This is a genomic window from Rubripirellula reticaptiva (assembly GCF_007860175.1).
In the GTDB taxonomy this organism is placed as follows: Bacteria; Planctomycetota; Planctomycetia; order Pirellulales; family Pirellulaceae; genus Rubripirellula; species Rubripirellula reticaptiva.
Genome location: NZ_SJPX01000005.1, coordinates 748,835 through 773,329, shown reverse-complemented (window position 1 = coordinate 773,329; position 24,495 = coordinate 748,835). Strand labels below are relative to the sequence as shown.

General features: G+C 55.6%; 24 protein-coding genes. 18 read left to right on the top strand and 6 right to left on the bottom strand.

Annotated features, from left to right (window positions below; all coding sequences use genetic code 11):
* The first annotated feature begins 2 nt into the window (after positions 1-2).
* The 3 genes from speA (at position 3) to lptB (ending at position 5,125) form a co-directional block, all read left to right on the top strand.
* Entirely contained in the window at positions 3-1,940 is a 1,938-nt protein-coding gene (gene speA / locus Poly59_RS24020) for a biosynthetic arginine decarboxylase (protein WP_146536620.1), read from the top strand.
* 245 nt (positions 1,941-2,185) lie between these two features.
* Positions 2,186-4,216, top strand: coding sequence for a signal peptidase I (lepB, locus tag Poly59_RS24015; protein ID WP_146536619.1), 2,031 nt, complete (start codon positions 2,186-2,188; stop codon positions 4,214-4,216).
* 72 nt (positions 4,217-4,288) lie between these two features.
* A complete protein-coding gene (lptB, locus tag Poly59_RS24010) occupies positions 4,289-5,125 on the top strand; it encodes an LPS export ABC transporter ATP-binding protein (protein WP_146536618.1) in 837 nt (278 codons plus the stop codon).
* Positions 5,126-5,138: 13 nt separating this feature from the next.
* Here the strand turns inward: lptB and Poly59_RS24005 are convergent, their stop codons facing one another.
* Positions 5,139-6,413 carry a hypothetical protein gene (locus Poly59_RS24005; RefSeq protein WP_146536617.1) on the bottom strand — a complete coding sequence of 425 codons (1,275 nt, stop codon included), beginning with the start codon at positions 6,411-6,413 and terminating at the stop codon, positions 5,139-5,141.
* Between the two features lie 83 nt (positions 6,414-6,496).
* Complete coding sequence (locus Poly59_RS24000) at positions 6,497-7,897, bottom strand: SGNH/GDSL hydrolase family protein (protein WP_146536616.1); 1,401 nt, start codon at positions 7,895-7,897, stop codon at positions 6,497-6,499.
* 9 nt (positions 7,898-7,906) lie between these two features.
* Here Poly59_RS24000 and Poly59_RS23995 point away from each other — a divergent pair, with 9 nt between their 5' ends.
* From Poly59_RS23995 to trxA, 4 genes are all read left to right on the top strand, one after another.
* On the top strand, positions 7,907-8,437 hold the full coding sequence (locus Poly59_RS23995) for a shikimate kinase (protein ID WP_146536615.1): 531 nt from the start codon (positions 7,907-7,909) through the stop codon (positions 8,435-8,437).
* Positions 8,438-8,702: 265 nt separating this feature from the next.
* The gene (locus Poly59_RS23990) at positions 8,703-9,449 is read left to right on the top strand and encodes a sugar phosphate isomerase/epimerase family protein (protein WP_146536614.1); all 747 of its coding nucleotides are present in this window, start codon (positions 8,703-8,705) and stop codon (positions 9,447-9,449) included.
* Positions 9,450-9,478: 29 nt separating this feature from the next.
* Positions 9,479-10,147, top strand: coding sequence for an NUDIX hydrolase (locus Poly59_RS23985; RefSeq protein ID WP_146536613.1), 669 nt, complete (start codon positions 9,479-9,481; stop codon positions 10,145-10,147).
* A 141-nt stretch (positions 10,148-10,288) separates the two neighbouring features.
* Complete coding sequence (gene trxA, locus Poly59_RS23980; RefSeq protein WP_146536612.1) at positions 10,289-10,618, top strand: thioredoxin; 330 nt, start codon at positions 10,289-10,291, stop codon at positions 10,616-10,618.
* Positions 10,619-10,690: 72 nt separating this feature from the next.
* Here trxA and Poly59_RS23975 read toward each other — a convergent pair whose 3' ends face one another.
* Positions 10,691-11,248 carry a GNAT family N-acetyltransferase gene (locus Poly59_RS23975; protein ID WP_146536611.1) on the bottom strand — a complete coding sequence of 186 codons (558 nt, stop codon included), beginning with the start codon at positions 11,246-11,248 and terminating at the stop codon, positions 10,691-10,693.
* 221 nt (positions 11,249-11,469) lie between these two features.
* Between Poly59_RS23975 and Poly59_RS23970 the strand changes: the two genes are divergently transcribed.
* The 10 genes from Poly59_RS23970 (at position 11,470) to Poly59_RS23925 (ending at position 21,462) form a co-directional block, all read left to right on the top strand.
* The gene (locus Poly59_RS23970; protein ID WP_146536610.1) at positions 11,470-12,534 is read left to right on the top strand and encodes a metal ABC transporter solute-binding protein, Zn/Mn family; all 1,065 of its coding nucleotides are present in this window, start codon (positions 11,470-11,472) and stop codon (positions 12,532-12,534) included.
* A 5-nt stretch (positions 12,535-12,539) separates the two neighbouring features.
* Entirely contained in the window at positions 12,540-13,286 is a 747-nt protein-coding gene (locus tag Poly59_RS23965) for a metal ABC transporter ATP-binding protein (protein WP_146536904.1), read from the top strand.
* Positions 13,283-14,200 carry a metal ABC transporter permease gene (locus Poly59_RS23960; RefSeq protein ID WP_146536609.1) on the top strand — a complete coding sequence of 306 codons (918 nt, stop codon included), beginning with the start codon at positions 13,283-13,285 and terminating at the stop codon, positions 14,198-14,200. The genes Poly59_RS23965 and Poly59_RS23960 overlap by 4 nt, the downstream gene beginning before the upstream one ends.
* Before the next feature lie 17 nt (positions 14,201-14,217).
* Positions 14,218-15,162, top strand: a complete 945-nt coding sequence (gene miaA / locus Poly59_RS23955) for a tRNA (adenosine(37)-N6)-dimethylallyltransferase MiaA (RefSeq protein ID WP_146536608.1) — start codon at positions 14,218-14,220, stop codon at positions 15,160-15,162.
* 75 nt (positions 15,163-15,237) lie between these two features.
* Entirely contained in the window at positions 15,238-15,846 is a 609-nt protein-coding gene (locus Poly59_RS23950; protein WP_146536607.1) for a lysophospholipid acyltransferase family protein, read from the top strand.
* 173 nt (positions 15,847-16,019) lie between these two features.
* Positions 16,020-17,144, top strand: coding sequence for a hypothetical protein (locus Poly59_RS23945; protein ID WP_186776481.1), 1,125 nt, complete (start codon positions 16,020-16,022; stop codon positions 17,142-17,144).
* 92 nt (positions 17,145-17,236) lie between these two features.
* The gene (locus Poly59_RS23940) at positions 17,237-19,213 is read left to right on the top strand and encodes a GntP family permease (RefSeq protein ID WP_146536605.1); all 1,977 of its coding nucleotides are present in this window, start codon (positions 17,237-17,239) and stop codon (positions 19,211-19,213) included.
* Positions 19,210-19,479, top strand: coding sequence for a hypothetical protein (locus tag Poly59_RS23935; protein ID WP_146536604.1), 270 nt, complete (start codon positions 19,210-19,212; stop codon positions 19,477-19,479). Before Poly59_RS23940 ends, Poly59_RS23935 begins: the two co-directional genes overlap by 4 nt.
* Positions 19,448-20,188 (top strand): histidine phosphatase family protein, encoded by a 741-nt coding sequence (locus Poly59_RS23930; protein WP_146536603.1) that lies wholly within the window; start codon positions 19,448-19,450, stop codon positions 20,186-20,188. The genes Poly59_RS23935 and Poly59_RS23930 overlap by 32 nt, the downstream gene beginning before the upstream one ends.
* Positions 20,189-20,229: 41 nt before the next feature.
* A complete protein-coding gene (locus Poly59_RS23925; protein WP_146536602.1) occupies positions 20,230-21,462 on the top strand; it encodes a hypothetical protein in 1,233 nt (410 codons plus the stop codon).
* Between the two features lie 125 nt (positions 21,463-21,587).
* Here the strand turns inward: Poly59_RS23925 and Poly59_RS23920 are convergent, their stop codons facing one another.
* The 3 genes from Poly59_RS23920 to Poly59_RS23910 all read right to left on the bottom strand — a co-directional run bounded on the left by Poly59_RS23920 (position 21,588) and on the right by Poly59_RS23910 (position 22,841).
* A complete protein-coding gene (locus Poly59_RS23920) occupies positions 21,588-22,274 on the bottom strand; it encodes a hypothetical protein (protein ID WP_146536601.1) in 687 nt (228 codons plus the stop codon).
* Positions 22,275-22,397: 123 nt separating this feature from the next.
* Entirely contained in the window at positions 22,398-22,673 is a 276-nt protein-coding gene (locus tag Poly59_RS23915; protein WP_186776480.1) for a type II toxin-antitoxin system VapC family toxin, read from the bottom strand.
* 24 nt (positions 22,674-22,697) lie between these two features.
* Positions 22,698-22,841 (bottom strand): tyrosine-type recombinase/integrase, encoded by a 144-nt coding sequence (locus Poly59_RS23910; RefSeq protein WP_146536903.1) that lies wholly within the window; start codon positions 22,839-22,841, stop codon positions 22,698-22,700.
* A gap of 428 nt (positions 22,842-23,269) precedes the next feature.
* Here Poly59_RS23910 and Poly59_RS23905 point away from each other — a divergent pair, with 428 nt between their 5' ends.
* Entirely contained in the window at positions 23,270-24,418 is a 1,149-nt protein-coding gene (locus Poly59_RS23905) for a DUF1559 domain-containing protein (protein WP_146536902.1), read from the top strand.
* Positions 24,419-24,495 lie beyond the last annotated feature (77 nt).

Sequence of the window (24,495 nt, the reverse complement as noted above, 5' to 3'; positions counted from 1 at the left end):
GGATGAGTGCCACCACTACACCAACCACCACGCCAAATTGGACCGTCGAAAACTCTGCCGAGTTGTATGACATCGAACGCTGGAGTGACGATTACTTTCATATCTCTGACAACGGCACCTTGTTGGTCTCGCCCAATCGCAACCGGGCCAACGCGATCGATGTCAAAGAACTGGTCGACCGACTTGATCAACGCGGCCTCGATTTGCCGATTCTGATTCGTTTCAACGGAATCTTGGCTGACCGACTCAAGCGGATGAACGATTGCTTTGCCGAAGCGATCAACCAGCACGGATTCCAAAACCGATACTGCTGTGTCTTTCCGATCAAGGTCAACCAGCAACGCGATGTCGTCCAGCAAGTAATCGCCCATGGTCGCCAATACGGTTTCGGCGTCGAAGCGGGCAGCAAGCCTGAATTGTTGGCCGTGGTCGCGATGACCGACCCCGACATGCCGGTCATCTGTAACGGTTTCAAAGACGACGAATTCATCCACATGGCTCTGCTGGCCCAGCGAATGGGGCGGACAGTCATTCCGGTCGTTGAAAAGGTTAGCGAGCTGGATTTGATCCTGAAGCACGCCGAAGAAATGGGCATCCGTCCGACAATCGGAATGCGAGTCAAACTGGCCACCCGCGGCACCGGGCGTTGGCAAGCCAGCGGCGGTTACCGCAGCAAGTTTGGATTGACGGTTTCCGAAATGCTGGCGCAATTGGACCGCCTGATCGAACTGGGGATGGGCGACTGTTTCCAACTGTTGCACTTTCACGTCGGCAGCCAGGTCGGCAATATCCGCCAACTGAAATCGGCGATCTTGGAAGCGTCTCGGATCTACGTCGATCTGTTTCGCCGCGGCGCGGGGCTGAAGTACTTGGACGTTGGCGGCGGTTTGGGTGTCGACTATGACGGATCGCAAACGGATACCGATTCCAGCATGAATTACACCATGCAAGAGTACGCCAATGACGTGGTCTATCACGTGCAAACGGTGTGCGACGAAGCGGAAGTGCCACACCCTACGCTGATCTCGGAAAGTGGCCGAGCCATCGCGGCTCAGCACAGCATTTTGGTGATGGATATCCTTGGCGTTACCGCGCAAGGCAAGTTCCAGTCCGACCTCGGTGAATTACCCGAGGAGTACGAGCAACCGGTTCATGATCTTTGGCTTTCGCTGGACAGTTTGACGTCGCGAAATATCCAGCAAGTATTCCACGACGCTCAAGTTTCGCTTGAACTTTGCATGAACCTGTTCAGCGGTGGATATCTGCCACTTGAACAACGCGTCATCGCCGAAGACCTGTACTTTGCAATCTGCCACGGCATTCAAAAAATCGGCGCTGAAATGGGCGAACTGCCGGACGAGCTTCGGCACTTGGATCGCACACTCTCGGACATTTACTTCGCCAACTTCTCGCTGTTCCAGTCGATGCCTGACTCGTGGGCGATCGACCAATTGTTCCCGATCATGCCGATCCATCGGTTGGCCGAAAAACCAACTCGGCACGCGGTGCTGGGCGACATCACTTGCGACAGCGACGGCAAGGTCGACGGTTTTATCTGTGGCGGTAAGCGCAGCCGCACTCTGATGCTGCATGAACACACGGTAGGCCAGCCGTATCAATTGGCTGTGATGATGGTCGGTGCCTATCAAGAAATTTTGGGTGACCTGCACAATCTGTTTGGCGATACGCACGCAGTCCATGTCGATATCGCCGACGGAAACGTCAAGGTACAGTCGATCGTCAAGGGCGATACCGTCCAAGAAGTGCTGGGCTACGTCCAGTATGAAACTCGCGAATTGGTCGACAAGCTGCAAGAAGCAGTCGAAGACGCACTTCAGCGAGGCGTGCTGAATAACGAACAAGCGGGCGAGACGGTCGCGTTCTACGAGAAATCGCTTGGCAACTACACCTACCTTTCGCACCGTAAGGCCGCCACGTAATACCGATCAGCGGTCGGCCGAGTCCGATGGTTTCGATAGGGAAACCGAGCCAAAATGCCGGCTTTGACGCCTGCCAGCGACCCTCAAACGATTGCCTGAGGCCCCTCAGCTTCCATTTGCCAAGATTCAGACGCTTTCGCCGAATGAATCGAAGTTCCGTAAATCAGGGGAAATGGCTAGGATGCGGCACGCTACGTTAGCTGTTTTCTCTTTGTCCCCACTCCATTGATGCCCTGAGTCGACTGATGGCCCGAGCCAAAAACGCTGATCGAATCAAACAAGAAGCAGCGGAGGCGGCCGCCAATCAAGATCAACGCACGCCTGCCGAGAAGCGCGCCGAGTCGTTTCGGGTCGCCGCCCAGCGAGAAACCGTCGAAGCCTTCGTGGTCGCGTTCATCCTGGCGCTGCTGTTTCGCGCCTTCTTGGCCGAAGCCTTCGTGATCCCCACTGGTTCGATGGCACCGACATTGATGGGAGCCCACAAAGACTTGTCGTGCGACCAGTGTGGACAACAGTTCCAAGTTGGTGCGAGTCGCGAACGATCCGGTGCAAGCACGAACTTGGTTGTCGTCGGCGGTGTCTGCCCGAACTGTCGTCACGTCAATTCGTTGGACCTAAAGGACAACGGCGAAGACACCACATTCAATGGCGACCGAATCCTGGTCAGCAAATTCAAATACATGATCCACGATCCCGATCGATGGGATGTGATTGTCTTCAAGTATCCAGGAAATCCCAAGCAAAACTACATCAAGCGATTGGTCGGATTGCCGACCGAAACGCTGACGCTTAGCCACGGCGATGTTTACGCGCGTCGCACCGGTACGAACGACAAGTCGATGATCCTGCGCAAACCGCCGACCACGTTGATGGCGATGAGCCAGTTGGTCTACGACACTGACTTCCAATCCGAGTCGCTCGTCAATGCTGACTACCCAAGTCGCTGGCAAGCATGGGCCGAAGGCGCCGATTCGCCGCCGGAAAACTCTTGGACCACCGACCGTAAAACGGACGGCTTTGTCGCAACGGTCAAGGCACCGGCTGACGCTGATCAATGGCTGCGTTACTTCCATCGCTTTCCCACCGACGAACAATGGTCGGCCGCGGATGCCGGTCAATCACTTTCGGACGTTGACGCGTATCAGTCGCAAGCGATCACCGATTTTTACGCCTACGATTCGTACATCCATGTCCCGGCCGGATACGTTTACAAGGAACGGCCGTCAACATCAGGCGGTGGCAGTCTGGAACGATCGCTCAACGGCGGATTTAGCAACGGCGAGTTCAACGAAAACTACGACAGTGGCGCTGGGCCCGAACAATTTCGGGGTGTCGCCATTTGGGGCGGTCAAGACAGCGGAAACCAGCAAATTGGTCGTGACGGCATGCACTGGGTTGGCGACCTGATCGCCGAAGCTGATATCGAGACCAGTAGTGATGCAAAAGAAGTCACGCTCGAAATCGTCGAAGCCGGCGTCAAGTATCAGTGCCGAATCAATCTTGCCGACGGCAGGGCAAAGCTCACGATCATCGACGCCGGCTCAGGGAAAGGTGAAACCAGGAACTTCACCGGAGCAAACTCTTCGCCAACAGCCGAAACTGGATTCAAGGCCGGTTCGCGCCATACGGTTCGACTGAGCAACTGCGATGACCAATTGGTCCTCTGGGTCGATGGCGACGTGATCGAGTTTGATTCGTTGACTACTTTCGATGCCCGCGATTATCGGAGTCGCGACGAAGATTATCCACGTTGGTCGAAAAACGATCCGCTCGACGCTGCACCGGTTGGGTTGGCGGTGAAGGGTGGTGAGGCAACGGTTCGACATCTGCAGATTCGCCGTGACAAGTATTACATTGCCACCAACAATGCTAACTTCGGCGGCATCAACGATTACGACAACAGCACGCTGTTCCGGTTGGCCGGCAGCGGCGTTTCGATGGGAGACATTCAAAGTGTTTTTGCGATGCCCCAACGCTGGGACGAATTTATCGGCTGGCAAGCTCGGCGTACCGTTTCGTTCACCTTGCACGAAGACCAGTTTTTCCCAATGGGCGACAACAGCCCCGAGAGCCTCGACGCGAGATGCTGGGCCGGCACGAAAAGCCAGTACAAACTGCCTCGCGGTGTCAATGAACCGGCTTGGCGATGGGCCGATGATTCCTATGTGCCGCGTGACTTGTTGGTCGGCAAGGCGCTGGTGGTTTTCTGGCCGCACTCGTGGAGTTCGCCGGTTCCGTTTACGCCGAACTTCAAGCGAATGAAATTGATTCGGTAAAGTAAATGAGACGCGATCGACCTCTCATTGTGATCTCAGAGCGAAATTGAACCTCTGCAATGGACTGCAAGCATGACTAGCGAAAACCCGTGGATCTTAGAGGCCTTCGAGCTTCAAAAGACGTATGGCCGTCGACGGGTTGTTGACGGTGTGAATTTGCACGTCGGCCGCGGCGAAATTGTGGGCTTGCTAGGTCCCAACGGTGCGGGCAAATCGACCAGTTTTCGCATGATCTGTGGACTGGTCGAACCGGATCGAGGCCGCGTCTATCTGGACGGTGCCGACGTGACCACGTGGCCGATGTATCGCCGCGCTCGAGATGGGCACATGGGTTACCTGCCACAGGAACCGAGCGTGTTCAAGAGTTTGACGGTTGAGCAAAATATCTCGGCATTGTTGGAACTACTTGGCATCGACCGCAAGGCACGCAAAGCTCGCACGGACGAGTTGCTCGAAGAGTTTAACATCACCCACATTCGTAAAAGCAAAGCGGGCGGCCTCTCCGGTGGCGAGCGACGTCGGTTGGAGATCGCTCGCTGTTTGGTTTCCAATCCAAAAATTGTGATGCTTGACGAACCGTTTGCCGGGATTGACCCGGTCACGGTCCAGTCGATTCAAGAAGTGATTCTGCAGCTGCGTGAAAGTGGAATCAGCGTGCTGATCACGGACCACGCAGCCCGAGAAATCTTAGGAACGGTGGATCGCTGCTACGTAATCTATCAAGGCCAGGTCTTAATCGACGGCACACCCGAAGAAGTCAAACGGCACCCCAAGGTTCGCGAAGAATACCTTGGTGACTTGGATGGCGTTGAACGAAACCAACCGCCGCATGCCACCGTTCCGAAGCCTCACTTCGGCGCCGCGCCAAGTTCGCAAAAGGCACCGAAACGCCGGATCACCGACGTTTAGCCTGTTGTCGCCTCTATGCGAACTGAGTTGCCAGCGTCTGGTCGACCACCTCATCGATTTCGGCTTCGTCCATTCCCATGTCTCGAAGCAATGCCGATAGTTTGGCTTCGTTGTAACGACGACTGAACGTCAACTTTGCTTCACGGCCATCGACATCTTTGATGATCAGAGTGTTCATTACCCAGCCTGCGCGAACCGCCGGTTTGGCTTCCGGGCCGACCAAGTGCTCGTTCCCTGGCATCCACCAATTCGCTTCGCAGAGCTTCCATCCGCCATCGGGATGAACCGCCATTCGCAGCCGACTCTTGGCCTTGAACGGTCCAAACGTATCCGTTGGAAAAACGATCAATTCCGGTTTGCGTGGAGTTCCGAAACTGGTCCATAGTTTTGCCAGGATCGGGTCCAGCGTCATTGTTCGATAGAAACGCACACGGCGGCTGATCCATCGCAACATTAGTGCCGCGACGATCAACACCGCCAAGTTGATGCCCGTCGCAATCGTCGGGCTATAGGCGTAAATGCCCATCAAGACGGCGCACAACGATTTGTTGCAGACTTCGAAAATAGCATCCAAAAACGGAACCGGCGTCAACCAAACCAGGAACTCGAAAAAGAACTTAACACTGTTGATGACCAACACGTTGATCACCATTGCGATCGCCAGCAACGTGTCGATCGACATGCTGACGACGCCAAATTGGACCATCGCGATTTGCGGTTCGCCACTGACTTCGTCGCCCGACATTTCCATCGACATCACAAACTTGATCGATAACAAGATTACGATGACGGCGTAAGTTTCAAGACGATCAAGTGCCTGTGCGAACGGTTTGCTGACCTTGGTCAGACGCGGCAGACTGGTCAGCAACGTCAGCCCTAAAAAGATAAAGAACAACGTCTCATTACGAAGTGGTCCAGCCACACCTAGTACCGCATTGTTGGTTGCCCAGTCCGGCCCCCACAGCGCAAGGCCCGACAAACAGGTGACACCGAAAAATGGCGATAAGGCAACTGGCGCTAGCGGGCCCAGCCAATCCACGATGCCACTGCCGGACGCCCACCCGCTTGCCGCCGCAATATCGTCGGCATCGATCGGGCTGTCACGCGTCAGGCTGCGTTGGATGTTGTCGGCACTCAGCGGCGCGGACGACTCTTGACTTGCGGAACCTTGGTTCGCAATATCCTGGACTTCGAAACTTTGGCTTTCGGAATTCTGGGCCGATGCAAGTCGAAACACCGGAGGCGAAACGAATCCGATGAACAGGACCAGGGCGATTAGTTGACGCATCAGTTTTTCCGGGCGGACGTATTGCCAGCGAATCGTCACATCAGCAGTGCTGGCGAGTGAAAAGCGATTTGGATGAACAAACGTTATTCTAGCGACTTTTGGTCTTCTGCAATCGGCAGTGCCGCCCGCCCGGACGCCCAGCGGCGAAGTCCCCTCAACCGTTGACGACCGCGTGCATAATACGTCTCGTCGAGCGATGACAGATGCGAAGCCGCCGCGGCTTCGAACCTCGCTTGGGATGATGAGCTGATTGTGACCCACCCTTTGTTGGTGAACTTTTCCAAAAGTGCAGCCGCGATTCGTTGGTGCCCGGCAATGGTTGGGTGAACGTGGTCCGCAAAAAATTCGGGATCTGCAATTCCGTCGGACACTTTCGCGCCTAGGTGATTTCGCATGTCAAACAATTCGTCGGTATCGATCATCGGTGTCTCGAAATCACGACAGGCGTCATGTACGGATTGGACGATCGCATCGGTTGCGCGCAAAGGGCAAATGTCTTGGTTTTTAGCCAGCACGAGCAATCGTTTTGCCTCGGCGACTTCTCCTGCTTCCCATTTCGCCCGGCCCGCGGCGTAAGTCAGCGATGCGTCGAAACGTGCCACCGTGGGATCTGATTTGAAGGGTGGTGTGTTGACCAAATCGCTCGATGGCGAGCAAACGATAACGGGAACCTTCGCAGCTTTCGCTGCACTTAGCATTCCGCTGAACGATTGACTGAATTGACTCTCCACTTCGCTTCGCCAAGTCGGATCGTTCTGGTAGGAATCCAGACCACCGATATGATCAAGCCGCGTGTCGACTTCCGTCGCCAAGATCATCGGTGCGCGAATTTCAGGCGGCATCAGTTTGCGTTGGATCCAGCGAGCAGTCGCCCACGACGAGGTGGCCCGAGTAATGCTGCGGCGAATCGGCCCGAGCTGGCGAATATGCTCGTAGCTGCGGTCTTCCAAGAATTCGTTATGGCCGGTGTAGATCACGATCGCGTCAGGCTGATAGGCGAGCACCTCGTCAAGGATTTTTGCGACGCGATAGCTGGCGTAAGAAACGCCGCCACAATTGATGACTTCGAAGTTCGTGTTTGGGTCAGCAGCCTGCAATTGCAAACGTAGCCAAGTTGAAAACGCAGTCTCGGTTGAAAACGGTCGCCCCTGAACTGTCGATCCTCCCAACACAAACACACGTCGCGTGCCGGCGGATTTGACGCGTGGAAACGAGTCGCGACAAAAGAATTGTAAACGCCAATCCGGAATGCGATATCGATCTGACGCGGGGTCCAGTTCAAACAGTGGCTGCAAATGATCCAGGCCCACGACCGAGTGAACATCGACGGCCGCGGGGGGATCCGCAAAAGTTCGTACGGCCCATTCGATCACGACAAACGGCAGCAGTGAGAGCGCGATCGCCCCCACGATCATCGCCGTACGGCGTGACTTTGCATGATTCACAGCAGCAGGTTGCTTGTCGGATTTCGCTTTTTTTGTCATCGTCTAACTATGTTGATCACACGCCACCTGTATTTGACTGGATTCCGCGGCACGGGCAAGACTTCCGTGGCCGCTAGGCTAGCGGCTGCTTGGGCCGCACCCTCGATCGACCTGGACGAGGTGATCGAGAAAAAGGCAGAAAAATCGATTCGCGAGATCTTCGCCGAAGGTGGCGAATCACTGTTTCGTGATCTCGAATCTGCGGCCCTCGTCGAAGTCGCGGCTGGTCGTGCATCGATCATTTCGTTAGGCGGAGGTGCGATTTTGCGTGCCGAAAACCGAGAAGTGTTGGCATCGACGGGCGTGCGAGTCTGGTTGGATGCGACGGCCGACGAGATCTGTGGCCGGGTATTGGCGGATGCGTCAACGGCCGACCGACGGCCTGCTCTGACCGCGTTGTCGCAGCGCGAAGAAATCGAGCGACTATTGGCCGATCGACACGACCTGTATGAATCGTCCGCTGATTTCCGCGTTGACACGACGGGCAAGTCGATCGACCAAGTCGCCGCCGAAGTCATGAAAGCAGTCGGGAAAAACTAGCTCGTGCGATTCCGCACACACCTGGCGAACTTTGCCGGTCAGCAGGCTGGTTCAATCACGTCGACCGATTCAAAACCGGTCTATTGCTGGAAGCCCTCGCCGCGGTAAGCTGTGTGGCTTCGGTAAGCCGTGGCGTTTTAGGCGGTTTACGAATAGGTGCTTCGAAAGCACAACAACGGTTACGGAAATTTTCGCTCGTCACGGTCGGCGTTCAAAGACGTTCGATCGACGCGTGACGAGCATCGATAGTTAGGAAGGACGAAACGTGTTTGTTTCAGCATCGACTGAGTGCTGGCCCGAGATGGAGTTGCGGGAGGCGATTGAGGTTCTAACGGATCTTGAATTCACCGCTATCGAAATCGCGCTGCATGAATCCGGCAAGGTCAAGCCAAGTGAACTGCTAGAAGACTTGGATCGCGCAGCACAATTGCTGCGTCATTCGCATCGCTTAGATATCTCGGGCTACAGTGTCGAATTGGCGTCGACGGGCGACCAGCACTACGAAGATTTCGAGAAAATCTGTCATTTGGCCAAGCAGACCAAGGTGGTCAACATCACCGTGCCTTCGGGTGAGCACGGTACGCCGTTCAACGAAGAAGTCGAACGGTTGCAAAAGCTTGTCAAAGTCGGCGAGGGCGAAGGTGTCCGCATCAGTGTCCGCAGCCAATTGAATTGTTTGAGTGACGATCCCGATACGTTGATGGTGCTTTGCAATAACGTCGACGGCCTTGGCATCACGTTGGATCCCAGCGTTTACATCGCCGGCCCGGCCAAAGCGAAAAGCCTGGACAAGATTCTGAAATTTGTCTGCAACGTTCACCTCCGTGACACGCGACCGGATGCATTCCAGGTCAGCGTCGGGCAAGGGGAAGTCGACTACGGCAAGATTGCGACTCAATTGTCGCGCGACGGATATGATCGCGCATTGACGGTACACATGTCGCCGATGGACGATTTCGATCACCGCGTCGAGCTGCGCAAACTGCGCCGATTGCTTGAAACTTTGATGTAGTTTCCGGCGAACGGCAGACGGTAAGAACCATGAGTGATGAAAACCTGGGCAAGTTGATCGAGCGATTGCTTTCGCAACCCAGCGTTCCTCGTTCATGCACCAGCATTTCTCCGACGCTTTCCTATGGGCGTCATCGTGGCCCGCCAGCGATGCAAGTTCGCATCGCTGCGGTTGCCGTCACTCTGTATCGTGACGACGCCGATCAATGGACGATTCCACTGACGTTGCGGCCGACGACGTTGGCCCATCATGGCGGTCAAATTTCGTTGCCCGGTGGCCAAGTCGATGCGGGCGAAACGATTCGCCAAGCAGCCTTGCGCGAGTTCGAAGAAGAGCTCGGCGTCCCGCCGAACGTGCGAACTTTCTGTGGACAACTGGCGACGCAATATGTCTATGCCAGCCGAAATTTGGTTTTTCCGGTCGTGATGGTGATCGACAGTCCGAACCAGGATTGGCGGCCTGACCCGATCGAGGTCGCCGAAGTGGTGACGCTGCCACTTTCGGTGCTCTTGAATCCGCATAGCCGAATCGACACGCTGAAAACGCGTTCGGTTCGCAGTGGGCCAGGAGAGGTAGGAACTTTTCAGTTCCGCGCTCGAGCGATTCGTCACCGGCATCATGAAATTTGGGGTGCGACTGGAATGATCCTGGATCAATTGGCCCAGATATTGCTACCCTATCGTGACCTACTCGGCTAACTGCCAACTTTGGCGGACAATGTAGCGGGGCGGCCATCATTCGGTGCCGACCAAATTGCTGGGGGGAATTGCTTGCGAGCCCCCGCAAGGCTTAAATTGACGCCGACCCATCAGATAACATCCATTTACGAAGGAATTTCCATGGCCTCAGACGCTGTCAAAGAATTCACCGACGACAACTTCGATAGCGAAGTCCTCAAGTCAGACGGCCCTGTGCTGGTTGACTTCTGGGCTCCTTGGTGCGGCCCTTGCCGTCAAATCGCTCCGATGATTGACGAACTGGCTGCCGAGAATCCTTCGGTCAAGATCGGCAAGATCAACATCGACGATAATCCAGGCATCGCTCAGAAGTTTGGTATTAGCAGCATTCCAACGCTGTTGGTTTTCAAAGGTGGCGAAGTGTCCGATAGCTTCGTTGGCGTTCGCCCCAAGAGTGCGCTTCAAGAAGCACTCAACGGCACGTCGGCTTAGTCACCGAACTGATTCATAGCCCGCCTGGACTTGGCGGGCTGCGAATTGACCTTTCGCTACCCGAAAAAAAATTCAAACGCCGGCGACGTCGGCGGCTTTGTAGACGACTTGGGCACGTTTGAAACCCAGCCTTTCGTACAAACGGATTGCTGCGGTGTTGTCGGTCGTCACTTCTAGGTGCATCCGCGTTAGTCCGGCTTCCCGGAAACCGCTTGCTGCGCGTGCCATCAGGATCGAGCCGAGCCCGCGTCCGCGATGCGTCGAATCGATGCCCAAATTCTGGATCGCCCCCCAGCCGTCAATTTCAATCCCTTGGACGGTTCCGACTGGGATTGAATGTCCCGTCGTGGGATCGCGGTAGCGGCACAACCAGGTTGCCTCGGCAACAAACCCGTCACGCGAAGTGATCTCGCGCATCAAACGCATACAACCGTCGCGACGTCCCAGGCACGGAAAAACGTTGGCGTCCAATTCTTGCCGAAAGCTCTGGTACTTTGCCGTCGCATGCTCACGAACGATTCCGGTGCTGAACGGAATCATCGAATAGCCGGCCGGAACCGTCTTTTCCGGATCTGGGGTTTCCGTCAGGTCGTATTCCATGCGGAAACGTTTGAAGTAGGTCAGTCCCATCTCGGTCGAAGTCTCAATTTCGGCGGGCCAGCATCGAACGACGCAAAAATTCGATCAACGCAAACTGAAGTTTACCACACCATTGATGTCCGGCTGGTAAATGTTCGCAGGTAAATGTTCTCGAACCGGAACGCGAATTGCACTTGCATTGAGCTAGTTTTTGGCAAGCCAAACAATTATATTTGGCTACTCGTAAACCTCCCGATTGCCGAGTTTTTTAAGTGCAACGCCTCCAGAACCCCGTAAATTCGCCCAACGACCGATCACAAGTCCGATTTGTGGCTGCCATTGTGGTTTCGCTGGCGATGTTCTGGGCCGCCCTTTTGTTAGGCGGATGCAACCACTCGGCTGCCACTTCGGCGGGCAGGTCGACACAAGATCTGGATTCGTCCGGCAAAACACGCAAAAAAATCGTCACCACTACCGGGATGATTGGCGACATGGTTTCCATCTTGGTCGGTCCCGACGCCAACGTGGAAACGATCATGGGGCCGGGTGTGGATCCGCACCTATTCACGCCCTCGCGCTCGGTGGCGGTAAAGCTGCGTGCTGCCGACATTGTCGTCTACAACGGCCTGCATCTCGAAGGCCGACTCGGCGACGTCCTGGCTGGCCGCGACGGCGACCCCAAAAACACGATCGCCATCGGCGAGACACTGCCGCACGACCAATTAATCGATGCCGACGCCGGTGTGCACGATCCGCACATCTGGATGGACGTGTCACTTTGGAGCGAAGCGGTTGGAAACGTTTCTCGGCGATTGTCAGAGTTAATGCCCGAGCATGCCGACGCTATTGCAGTCCGAGCGTCAAAGTACCAAGCTGAATTGGCGGTGTTGGACCAATGGGGGGGCAAGGCGATGGAAAGCATTCCCGAGTCTCAGCGGATCATGATCACTGCGCACGACGCCTTCCGTTATTTTGGCCGTCGCTATCATGTCGAGGTCCATGGCGTCCAAGGCGTCTCGACGATCAGCGACGCGGCGATTCGCGACGTCAACCGATTGGTAGACTTGATCAGCAGCAGGAACGTGCCCGCGGTTTTCTTTGAGTCGAGTGTTTCCGAACGCCAAGTCAAAGCGATCGTCGAAGGCGCGCGAAAGCGAGGCCAGGAAGTGTCCAGCGACTGGGTGCTGCTTAGCGACTCGATGGGCGCCGCCGATACTCCGTCGGGCAACTACATCGGGATGATGCGGCATAATTTTGGTACGATCGCCAAGGCACTTGGCGGAACCGTGCCGCATGATGGTCCGCTACAGGCAAACGCACCGGAGATCGAAGGTTGAACGCAATGTCTGGCGACGATTCCTCATCGGTTTGCCCACTACAAGCGTTCAACGTTACGATTGCCTATCGCAGCAATGCGGTACTTGAAAACGTGAACTTGGCGACTCCGCCGGGAACGCTTACCGCGATCGTCGGCCCCAACGGTGCGGGCAAAAGCACGATGATCAAAGCGGCTTTGGGGCTGATTGAACCAGCGTCGGGCTACTTCAAATTTTTTGGCGATACGTTCGCCAGTGCGGTTGGGCGGGTTAGCTATGTTCCCCAGCGGACCAGTGTCGACTGGGACTTTCCGGTCACGGCATTGGATGTGGTTTGTATGGGCTTGTATCGCAAGATTGGTTGGCTGCGACCGGTGCGTTCGAAGCACCGAGAGCAGGCGATCGAGGCGCTGCGAAGCGTTGGGATGCAGGATTACAGCAAGCGGCAAATCAGCCAGCTTTCCGGTGGCCAACAACAGCGTGTCTTTTTGGCACGGGCGCTGGTCCAGGGTGCTGATCTGTTCTTGATGGACGAGCCGCTAGCGGGCGTGGACGCGTCCACCGAACGAACCATCATTGACGTGCTGAGGCGATTGCGTGACGACGGAAAAACGGCGATGGTCGTTCACCATGACCTGGATACCGTTGCAGATTACTTTGATCGTGCGCTGCTATTGAACGGGCGAGTGATCGCCGAAGGCCCGGTGGCGGACGTGATGACGCCCAAGTTGTTAAAGGCCACGTACGGCGGCAAAATGATGATCTTTGAGTGATCGCACTTCAGGTCCTGACCGTTTCCACAACCTCAACGTTGCCGATGTCGCTGATTGAAAACCTGTTCGCCTACAATACCCTCGTCGTGCTTGCCGGCACGATGCTGTTGGGGGTTGCTGCAGGAATCACGGGCACGTTCTTGATGCTGCGAGGTCGAGCGTTGGCTGGCGACGTGATCGGTCATGCGGCGTTGCCAGGCGTCGCGGTTGCATTTTTGGTATACGCATCGATCGCACCCGAAGCCGGCAAAAGTTTGCCGGTGATGTTGATTGGCGGCGCGATCAGCAGCGGCTTGGCGATGCTGTCGGTGCTGTGGCTGCGGCGTGTCGCCCGGTTGCCCGAGGACGCTGTGATGGCGATTGTGCTGAGTACGTTTTTTGGCATCGGTGTGGTGCTGATGCCGATCGTTCAAGCCTCGCCAACGGGCAGCCAAGCGGGTTTGCCGGGATTCATTTTTGGACAAGCTGCGTCGATACGGCAGTCCGATGTTTTTTTATTGGCAGGCATCGCGATCGTGGCGATTCTGGCCAGCACGATGTTGTTGAAAGAATGGACGTTGATGTGTTTCGACGAAGGGCTGGCGACCGTTTTGGGGTACCCCGTTCGGTTACTGGACTTGTTACTGATGTCGCTGGTTGTGGCCGTGTGCGTGGCGGGAATGCAGTCCGTCGGTTTGTTGTTGATCGTGGGGCTGTTGATCATCCCCGCCAGTGCCGCACGATACTGGAGCGATTCGATTCGGCCGAACATTTGGATTTCGGCTGCGATTGGTGCGTTGGCAGCAGGGTTTGGTTCGGTCGCCAGCGCGATCGTGCCCAAACTGAGCACCGGTGCGATCATTGTCGTTGTCGCGTCGGGCTTGTTGGCGGTCAGTGCAATGGTGGGGCGTCGTCACGGATGGATGTTCAAGTAGGACTTGGCTTTATCAACATGCCTGAACCTTGTTTTGAATCGCTTGCGTCGTCGGCGGTCGTGCTGACCGGCCCCACAGCGTCCGGAAAAAGTGCCGTCGCGATTGAGTTGGCCAAACGAATCAACGGTGAAATCATCTCGCTTGATTCAATCGCCGTCTACCGGCGCATGGACATCGGTTCGGCGAAACCGAGTGCTGAAGAACAAGCAGCGGTACCGCACCATTTGATCGACTTGGTCGACGCAACCGAAGACTTCAGTGTTGCCCGTTACCTGCGAGCTGCTCATGACGCGGTTGCTGAAATCGGTTCGCGCGGACGGACGCCGATTTTTGTCGGCGGCACGCCAATGTTTTTAAAGGGAGTCCTGCGTGGCTTTGATCCTGGTCCACCGGCGGACTGGGCGTTTCGCGAAGCTGTGCAAGCTGATGTTGAAAAGTACGGTGTCGAAGCGCTGCGAGATCGTTTGCATCAAGTCGACCCGCTGGCGGCTCACCGAATCGGTAAGAACGATGCCCGTCGCATGATCCGAGCTCTTGAAGTGGCTCGGTTGACTGGCCAGCCCATCAGCCACCGACAGATTCAGTTTGACAAGTCGGTTGCTCCATCGCATTGCCGAGTCGTCAGTTTGCTGTGGCCTCGGAAGATGCTGCATCAGCGAATCAATTCGCGCGTCGATGCGATGTTCGAGGCTGGGCTCGTCGAAGAGGTCCGGGGTCTGCTCGACAGGCACGGTGAATTGTCTCGCACGGCGGCTCAAGCGGTCGGCTATCGCGAAGTGATTAGCCACCTGCGTGGCGGCCCCGGCTTGGACGAAACAAAGCTCGACGTCGCTACCCACACTCGCCAACTGGCCAAACGCCAAGAGTCGTGGCTGCGTTCGTTCACGGAAATCCGGCCAGTGGATGTCGTCGACTCGATCGATCCACGCAGCGTCGCCGATGAGATTGTGAGGATGTTTTAGGGGCGCAGCTGACCACGAACGCCCGTCCGCGCTTGGCCGCTGATAGAAACAGGAAAGTTGCACTAGAATGGGCGCATGACGCTTACTAGCCACGCAATTGTATTGTTGGCAAAGTTGTTCAGCGGGTTCACCGTTCGTTGGATCGATTGCCAACCGGATACGTGCCAGCGAATCTACTTTGCCAACCACACCAGCCACCTTGACGCGGTGGTGTTATGGTCGGCGCTGCCGCGGGAACTGCGAGCGGTGACGCGCCCTGTCGCGGCCAAAGACTATTGGTCGGCCGGTTGGTTCAAGCCTCACTTGGCTCGCAGCTTCAACGCTTTGCTGGTGGACCGAAAAGAAATCAAGGTCCACAAGAGCCCCATCGACATCATGTTGAAACAGATGGGTGACGTTTATTCGCTGATCATGTTCCCCGAGGGTGGTCGTTCATCGGGCGAAACGGAAATGACGGCGTTCAAGAGCGGCCTGTTCTACATGGCCAAAAAACGACCTGACCTGGAATTGGTGCCGGTCTACATCGACAACGTAAATCGGATTCTGCCCCGCGGCGAAGTGCTGCCCGTGCCACTGTTGAGCTGTATCACGATCGGACCGCCGATTTTTCTGGAAACTGGCGAGCCGAAGCACGATTTCCTAAGACGCGCCCGAGCGTCGGTCCAGCGGCTGAAAGATCTGTAGTCAAAATGCCTGCGCGATCGCCAATGGCAGAAGTTTCAGGCGAGACCGTGTTCGCCGTTTTTGTCGACTTCGGTCTCACCAATTTGCCAATGCGGTATACTTCGAGCTAACGCGCCGGCTGCCACTTTTCGAACTTGGCTTGTCGCCTGATTTCTGATGCCCACTGATTTCTGATGCCCGTCGAACAGCCACCCTCGGTTCCCCCTCAACCCTCGCAGGTTGCCCGCGATAGGGTGCCCCCTTGGGCGGTGCCGATCGGTTCGCTTGGTGGCATGCAATTGAATCTGTCCTACGGGATTTTTGTCGCTGCCGGAATCGTGCTGACCGTCGTGATGATTGCAAAATCACAGCCAGGCAATTCCGATTTGCCGAAGGCCGCGTTGCTTGGAACCATGGTTTGGGTTAGCGGCTGGGTTGTGCAAAGCATCGTTCACACCTTTACGGTTTTAGGCTGCGGGCTGTCCGTCGGTGAACTGACCGTTGGCTTGATTGGCGTCGAAACATCACCGCGTCGGTGGCCACCCAAGCGAGCGTTGGTCGTCACTTTGTCGACGATGGGTTCCTTGGTCGTGTTGGCGATGGTTTTTCGTTTGATCGGCGGCGGGTTCCAGATCCCCACTTTGTCGGACGACTCTGCTGGTTCGTTGGTCACTGGTTTGTTTGCCATGCCATCGTTGGGCATGGCGGCTCCGGATGCGATGTGGAAGGCAGCGGCTTGGTTGTGCTCGCTGCAGGCCGTTTGCCAAATCTTTCCGCTCCCTCGCTCGCTCGGACGCCAGACGTATGGCGCGCTGACGGCGATCTGTGGAACGCGTTTGGATCTGCCCGCCCAAGTTCGAGTCTTTCGCCGCTGCTTGATCGTGCTGGCGATGTTGACAATGGTGTTGGCAATGTGGTCGCTTGCCCAAACGACATCAACGGGACTGCCCAGTTGGCCGATCTTGTTTGGTTTGGCTCTGTTGCTGTGGGTCTCATCGTACCGCAGCGACATTGTGCAAATCTTGCGTGCGTTTGAGTTTTCGACCGAGGCTGGTTCTTCTCAATCGCGACGTCAACCCAGTCTGGTCGCTAAGGTCAAGGAACGTCTGAATCGAAAGCGAAAGCTGAAACGCTTGAAAGCAGTGATGCAGCAGGAGCGAAATGAAGCCGTCGACGCTGCTCGGCTCGATGACATCTTGCGGCGGTTGCACAGCGGCGGCAAAGAATCATTGAGCGCCGAGGATCAAAAGATCTTGGCACGCGTAAGCGATCAACTGCGAAAGAATCGGTCGACCGGCAACACGTCCAGCGGTTCGTAGTGGCTGCGTCCAACACGCTGGCGTGCGTTGGGCTAGAATCTTCATCGCGACAAGATTCCTGACGCCATTGCTCTCCCTTGGATCCTGACCGAATGCGACCCCCGTTCATTTGCGTGCTTTGTCTAGTACTGGCCTTTGGTTGTCTCGGCAGTGCCGAACTGATCGGGCAAGGCCCCGTTGCTCCAGCCGCCCTAACTCCAGGCGCAGGCCAAGCTGCTGTTGCCGTCGACGCGGCTGACGCTGTCAGTGAAGCCGAGGACGGTGAAGTTGCTGACGTCGAAATCCCCAACTCCTACGATGGTGTTCTGGACATCATTCCCATCATTCTGCTGGTCGTTGGCATCGTGTCAGTGCTTGGCATGATCATTGGTCTGAAACTGAACGCGTTTTTGGCACTGATCATTTCCGCACTGATTGTCAGTTTGGGTGTGGGGTTGGTCGAAGGTCAAGACGCTGGCACGCGCATGAACGCCGTGGTCAATGCGTTCGGAAGTTCAGCTGGCGGAATCGGCATCGTGATCGCTATGGCTGCGATCATTGGCAAGTGCATGCTCGACAGCGGCGCGGCCGACCGGGTCGTACGCAGCGCGGTCTCCTTGACAGGCGAAAAGAAGGCCTCGTTTGGCTTGATGGTCAGTGGTTTTATCCTGGCGATCCCCGTCTTCTTTGACACCGTGTTCTACTTATTGGTGCCGCTCGCCCGCAGCCTGTATCGGCGAACCAATCAAAACTATTTGCGGTATATGATGGCGATTGCGACCGGCGGCGCTATCACTCACACGCTAGTTCCACCAACACCGGGGCCGCTGTTGGTGTCGGCGATTCTGGGTGTCGACATTGGGATGATGATGTTGGTTGGTGTTATGGTGGCAATTCCCGCAGCCATTGCCGGTTTGCTGTTTTCGATCTTGATCGACAAGAAAATGCCGATCGTGATGCGATCTCTCGGCGCCGGTGACAACAAACATAAAGCACTCTTGGAACACGAACTTCCATCGCTTTGGGTGTCGCTGCTGCCGGTCGCCCTGCCAGTATTGCTGATCGGTGCTGGGACACTCGCAACGACGCTTGCGGACCGCGAAGACCGTGCGAGATTGACTGTCGCAGAAGTCAAGAATTTCGCTGAACTCGCTCAAACGATGGCCAGTGCGAAACCTGTTTCACCGGCCGGACGTTTACTGGCCAGCAACCAGCTATCGGATGCCGAACGGAACCAGCTAACCGTCGTTCCCGCCGATGATGCATCAAAAAAGGAATACGTCGAACTGTTCAGCCAAGCATTGCTGTCTACCGATTTGCATGACGAAAAAGCTTTTTTGGGTGTGCCGTTGTCGAAAGTGGCAAAGTCAAAATTGGACGCCGATCAATTGAGGATGAAACCTGTTGACCGACGGCGAATGAATCGTGCGTTGATCGAAGACGCTTACCCAAAACTGATCCAGCAACATGTCTGGCAGTCACCGGCGCGCGACTTGGCGGATCGCATGGCGCTGTGGAGCAACGCGAACTTTGCTCTGTTGCTGGCCGCGATCTGCGCAATGCTGACGCTAAAGATCACTCGGTCATTGTCGTGGCGTGGCCTTAGTGGCGATGTCGAAGAATCGTTGATGAGCGGTGGCGTCATTATCTTGATCACGGCCGCCGGCGGCGCGTTCGGTGGAATGCTGCAAGAGACGAACATCAGTGAGACGATCCGCGATTATTTCTCGGGCACCGGCGCCGCAGGCGTGTCGCTGTTGGTGCTTGGATGGAGCATTGCGGCGGTCTTGAAAGTCGCCCAGGGCAGCAGCACAGTCGCGATGATCATTGGTGCAGGTATGATGTCCGCGATCATCGGTGACATCAAACCCGAATACAATTTGGTCTACGTCGCGACTGCGGTCGGCGCTGGATCGCTGATGGGCAGTTGGATGAATGACAGCGGATTTTGGGTATTCACGAAAATGGGCGGACTCACCGAAGGCGAATCGTTAAGAAGTTGGACGCCGCTTTTGGCCGTGCTTTCGATAGTCGGCTTGTTGGCTACGATCCTGTTTAGCCAAGTGCTGCCGATGCGAGCGGGCCTGTGATCTGGAAATCGTCCGCCGATGAACGCAGCACTGTGACGGCTGGTTGCCTGTTGGCGATCGGATCGGCGCTGGTGACTTCGTTGATGCTGTTCATCAACGGATCGCTGGTAATGGCCGTGATCAGCGCTGCTCAGCGATCGGGGCCATCATGGGCAGCCAACGTCCAGTTGTCTCAGTTTTTGTTATTCACCATTCCGGTCGTGTTGGTCGTCGTTGAATGGATGATGATCGACTATGTTCGAACGCGAACTCGACAGCGGCGGTAATCGTAACGCCGAGCAAGAATTTTTCACCATGCAGTTGTACTTGATCCGACATGCCGAAAGCGAAAACAACGCGAGGGCAGCCTACCTGCGTGTCGAAGATCCCGGGATCACCGCGGTCGGCCGACTGCAGTGCCAGCACTTGGCGTTGTGGATCAAATCGCTTTCGATCGATCACTTGATCACCAGTCCTTTTTTGCGAACGTTACAAACGACTCGTTATGTAACGGATGTGAATCGTGCAGACGTCCAAGTTTGGCATGATGTGTTCGAACGAGGTGGCTGTTTCCGCGGCCATGGTCCGGATGCGACCGAAGGCGGAATCGGGCTTGGCCGCGCTGATGTCATCCGTCACGTCGTCGACGATGCGAATCGGTGCACGGTCGATTCTACGATCAAAGAAACCGGATGGTGGGGCGGCCAAAGACGTGAAACCGACGACGAAGCCTGCGCACGTGCTGGTAAAGTTGTCAAACGTTTGTCGGCTACCTTTGGCAGTTCGGGACAGGCCGTCGTCGCGATCATCCACGCAGATTTCAAGCGAGCGCTGTTGGCCCAGATGCTTAACGCAAGTGTCGATCCAAGAATTTTTGGAGCCCTTCGTAACACCGGAATCTCGAAGCTGGATTTCGATGGCGATCGTTGGACGCTCGATTGGTTTAACTCCGTGACCCATCTGCCCCACAAATTGATCACGGGCAACGAAACGTAATCTTGACCTAGTGCCACTGGCTCCTTTGAAGGGAACTCCACATGACACCGTCACCAGCGCCTGACGAAGTTCGTATCGCGCGGATGCGGCGATGGGCCAATGCTAACGGTAGTGTCAAAGAATCAGTTGCCGAAGTTCATGGACGTGACATCCTGCGGTTTCCGCGAACCCTTGTCGCAGTAACCAGCAGCCGACTGGGACACGACGTGTTTCTGCATCAACGCGTTTGTCAGTTTCTGTGTCGTAGCATGCTCGATTGCCGTGACCTCGGCGGTGCTGTCGTGGTCGCGCGAGGATCAGCGATCGAACCTTGGACCGTTCGAGCAGCGGCGTTGTTTGACGTTCCGCTCGTAACGGTCTCCGTTGACGACAGCGTCGCAGATGTTCGCATTGATTGCGAAGAACTCTCGCGTGACGCAGCCGTGATTGCGATCGCCGATCGCGTTGATGCCATTCACGTTCGGCGAGGTGGCAACGTCGAGACTTGCCTGCGAAAACGACTAAGCCTCTCTAGGGACGCGTCCACTCGAGTTGCGATCATGGGCGGCAGAAAAGACGCCGCCAACAGGTTGATCACCGATGGTGCGATCGGATGGTATCTGGCCGGTCGCAACTCATCGCTTCCCCAAACTTCAACCGCCGAATCCACGCTCGCGGGACCACCGCCAACTAAATCCTCGTCCCCCGATGCTGACTGGTCTCGGACGGACGGGCAATGGCTGATTCACTGCACCCGATCACGTCACGGACCATGGCCAGGCGAAACCGAGTCTCAGTACCAAGACTCGGTCTTGGTTGATCATCCCGCTGCGACGCACCGTGGTCCGATCGATGCACTCGAGCGAATTGTGCGGTCGCAGTGTCTGATCGCTTCGGCCGTCGCGACGACGCGCTCCGAGCCGGTGGTCTGTTTTTCGGCGCTGCCCCTCGCCGACATTCTGCAGCGACGCTGTTTTCGGCCTCACCTCGGCCGCTGGGACTACGAACCGTTCGGAGTCGCCGTTCGCAAACAGGTTTTAGCGGCGATGGGCGGCCGCCCAGTGATCTACGGTGAACCAGAGAGTCGCAGGAAGCTCGCACCGGCGGATCGTTTCCTGTTTCAAGCGGCGGGCAATACCTACGATTGGCGCGCCGAACGAGAATGGCGAATCAACACCACCGTGCAACTCGGCACGCTCTCTGCCGACGACGTTCGCGTGTTCGCATCCGATTCGCCAACCGCCCGGCAAGCTCTCACCAAGTCACCCTGGCCTGTTACATGGTTAAGCGAGTAAGGCTGTTGTGGTTGTGATGACTACCGCGAGCATCGCCGATCACTCGGCAGCAAAAGAGTGATTCATTTGCGTCAGAAATTCGCTTCAAATGTGAGAGCACTCGCGCAAGAGTTCTTTGCCTGCCACTAACGCTTCGGTTTGCCGACAACTTCGTAGTCCTTCGCGTCGGTGTCGAATTCAAACATCATACCCGTTGCCGTTGACGTTGGCTGAATGTCGCTTAGGGTCAACACTCGATTCCCACTTGGCCGTTCCGCGACGATCCGTGCTTGGTCGAGATCGCCGGGGAAGCAATAGCAGCTGAATTTTCCTTCATGATCAGTTAGCTCCGGAGCCGAACGGGGGAAAAGCTGATCAATCGCGGTTTTCTTCGAGTGAATCATGATAAATGCATTGGCGAGAGGAGTTCCGTTGACTTGAACTTGGCCAGCGACTTTGATCGCCCTTGTCATTTTCAAGGTGATCAATGTTTCCCCATCCGCGTCCGGGCCGAGCAGATGGTAAGCCGAACGAAAACATTGGCAGCGATCGTCCAAATGCCGATCGAACGCCTTTCGTCCCTCTCGATCTTGGGGAGCATCGTCACACAACTTCATGGCTTCTTCTGTCGTAAGCTCGACGCGGTGTGCATAGATCCCGGCCAGCGTCCATGGCTCAGCAACCCTTGTTTGCACGTACGAGCTTGCCGTCGTGCCATCATCACGCCTAACACGGCGAAGCAAGGCATCCCACTGGTATGTCAAGTCGTCAGTGGCATCGTTGTCGATGTCTGCGTCGAAGCCGCTGATCGCTTCGCGTTGAGCAATCGTCATCACTGCCAATTTTCAACGGTTAGGCCAGGAACTCGTGAAAATTCAAAGACGTTGTGCGTCACGATCGTGAATTGGTGAGACAGGCAACTTGCTGCAATCATCGTGTCAAGCGACCCGATCGGTTTACCCATCGCCATCCAGAGAATGGCGAAGCCTTGCGTATTCAATGACAACATCATCGTCGAATGCTACTGACCGAAATGGTGCAAGGAATTGTTCAATCAAAAGAACGCGGCGCTGGACATTGCCATACTTTCCTGCACCGTAACGCAACTCAGCATGAACGATTGAGCAGGTTACCACTTCGCTTGGACTTAAAGTCTGAATGCGAGTTTTAACGGAACTCGATGGATTCTTGAGCAGGCCAATCCACGCATTCGTATCCAGCAAAAACGGCACGACCAACTCTCCCGAGTTTGATGTTCACCTTGCGAAGGTCGCTTGGGTTCGCTTGTGAACTTCCCTGAGTCGCTGAATCGTGACGTGGGTGTAGATTTGAGTTGTGTTCAAATTCTCGTGACCCAGCAGCGTTTGAATCGAACGCAGATCTGCCCCGTTTTCCTGCATCGTGATTCTGCCATCGTTGTCTAGGTTGGCTTGCTTGGGTTGGGAATCCCTTGAGGGGGAAACAGTGATTGGCACCTTCGTTTCGCTTGCTTCCTGCTAAATCAGCTGGAATTCTCGAGACCTTCACAGTCGTGCAAGGTTGCGTCGTTCCCCCTTGAAGCTTGTCGAGGGTGCCATGCTGACGCGTTGTGTTCTTCGCTAGGTGATCGTGAAAACGCTTCATCATTTGCACATCAGTTCAAACTTCCAAATTTATATGGCTTTGTTTTAATCCGCCCCGATTCAGGAAATCGAACACACGGACTTGAGGTTGGATTGGGTGACTGGCCTTCCCCACAAATCTTGACATCCGTCGATCGATTTTTTGTCGAACACAAATTTGTCTTTCAAATAGAAATCGGAAAACCTTGATGAGAAACTTGATGGGTATGGCGACAAGGCGAGCACGACCACAGCAGCGCCATGGAACTTCAGAGCGGAGTGTCACCGCGCATCGACCTGCATTCACATTGGTCGAACTATTGGTCGTGATTGCCATCATTGGAGTTCTAGTGGGACTATTACTGCCTGCGGTGCAAGCGGCACGCGAAGCTGCGCGACGCATGCAGTGTCAGAACAACATGAAACAACTCGGATTGGCGATGCATAATCACATGGCTACTCACGGTGCGTTTCCACCTGGAAGTGTCAACTATGACGAACCGGGGAATCGATTCAAAACAGGTGGTTGGCAGCACGGTCAAAACGAAATGGGCTGGACATGGCTTCCCATGCTGTTTCCGTTCATCGAACAACCAGGGCTTTGGGAAAAGGTAGAGATTTGCGAAGACGATCGCGCAGACGACCACACGTCCAATCCTTGTGACCACTGCGAGTCGATGGAATCCAATGATTACTTTGGACGCGATCAATTGGGGTCGTTCATCAGCTGCCCTTCAGCTCCGACACCGACTAGCCAGTTCACTGATGGAAGCTACGGTTTGGAATCGCTCGCCAAAGGCTGTAACTATGCAGCATCTTGGGGATCGGGAAACATGTTGTCGTGGGAATCTAGCGAAACCCGTGGGGCGTTCGGGACTTACTATGTGGATCAGGACAAAATCATCAATCCGGGTTCAGGCGGAAGTGCTGTTTCCGCAGGCGACCGTTTCCAGCAACGGCAAGGAATGAAGAGCCGCGACTTCTTAGATGGGCTAAGCAATACGATTGCCATCAGCGAGATTGTTGCGTCGGATTTGAGCGGCGGATCGCCGAAATCAGATATTCGAGGTGTCTGGATGTCGCCAGCGATGGGAGCGAGCATCTTTTCAACATTCCTGAGTCCGAACTCAAAGGAAAAGGACACGTTGGCAGCTTGTGATGAGACGATCGTCGGGATCAAAACTCCGTACATGGAATGTTTGCAGGAACGCGATACGCCGGACGTCTACGCGGCTTCACGCAGTCATCACGTTGGTGGTGTCAGCACACTGATGGCCGACGGGTCCGTGCGATTCGTTACCGATTCGGTTGACAATTTGAACATTTGGCGGCCAATGGGGACTGCCCAAAATAGCGAAGTTGTGATCCAGGAATAGTCGTCAAACGCGACTTAAATTTCCGGTTCGACCGCAGCTGGAAAGTGAGAAGTTTGCGGCGCCGCAACTAAAGCTTT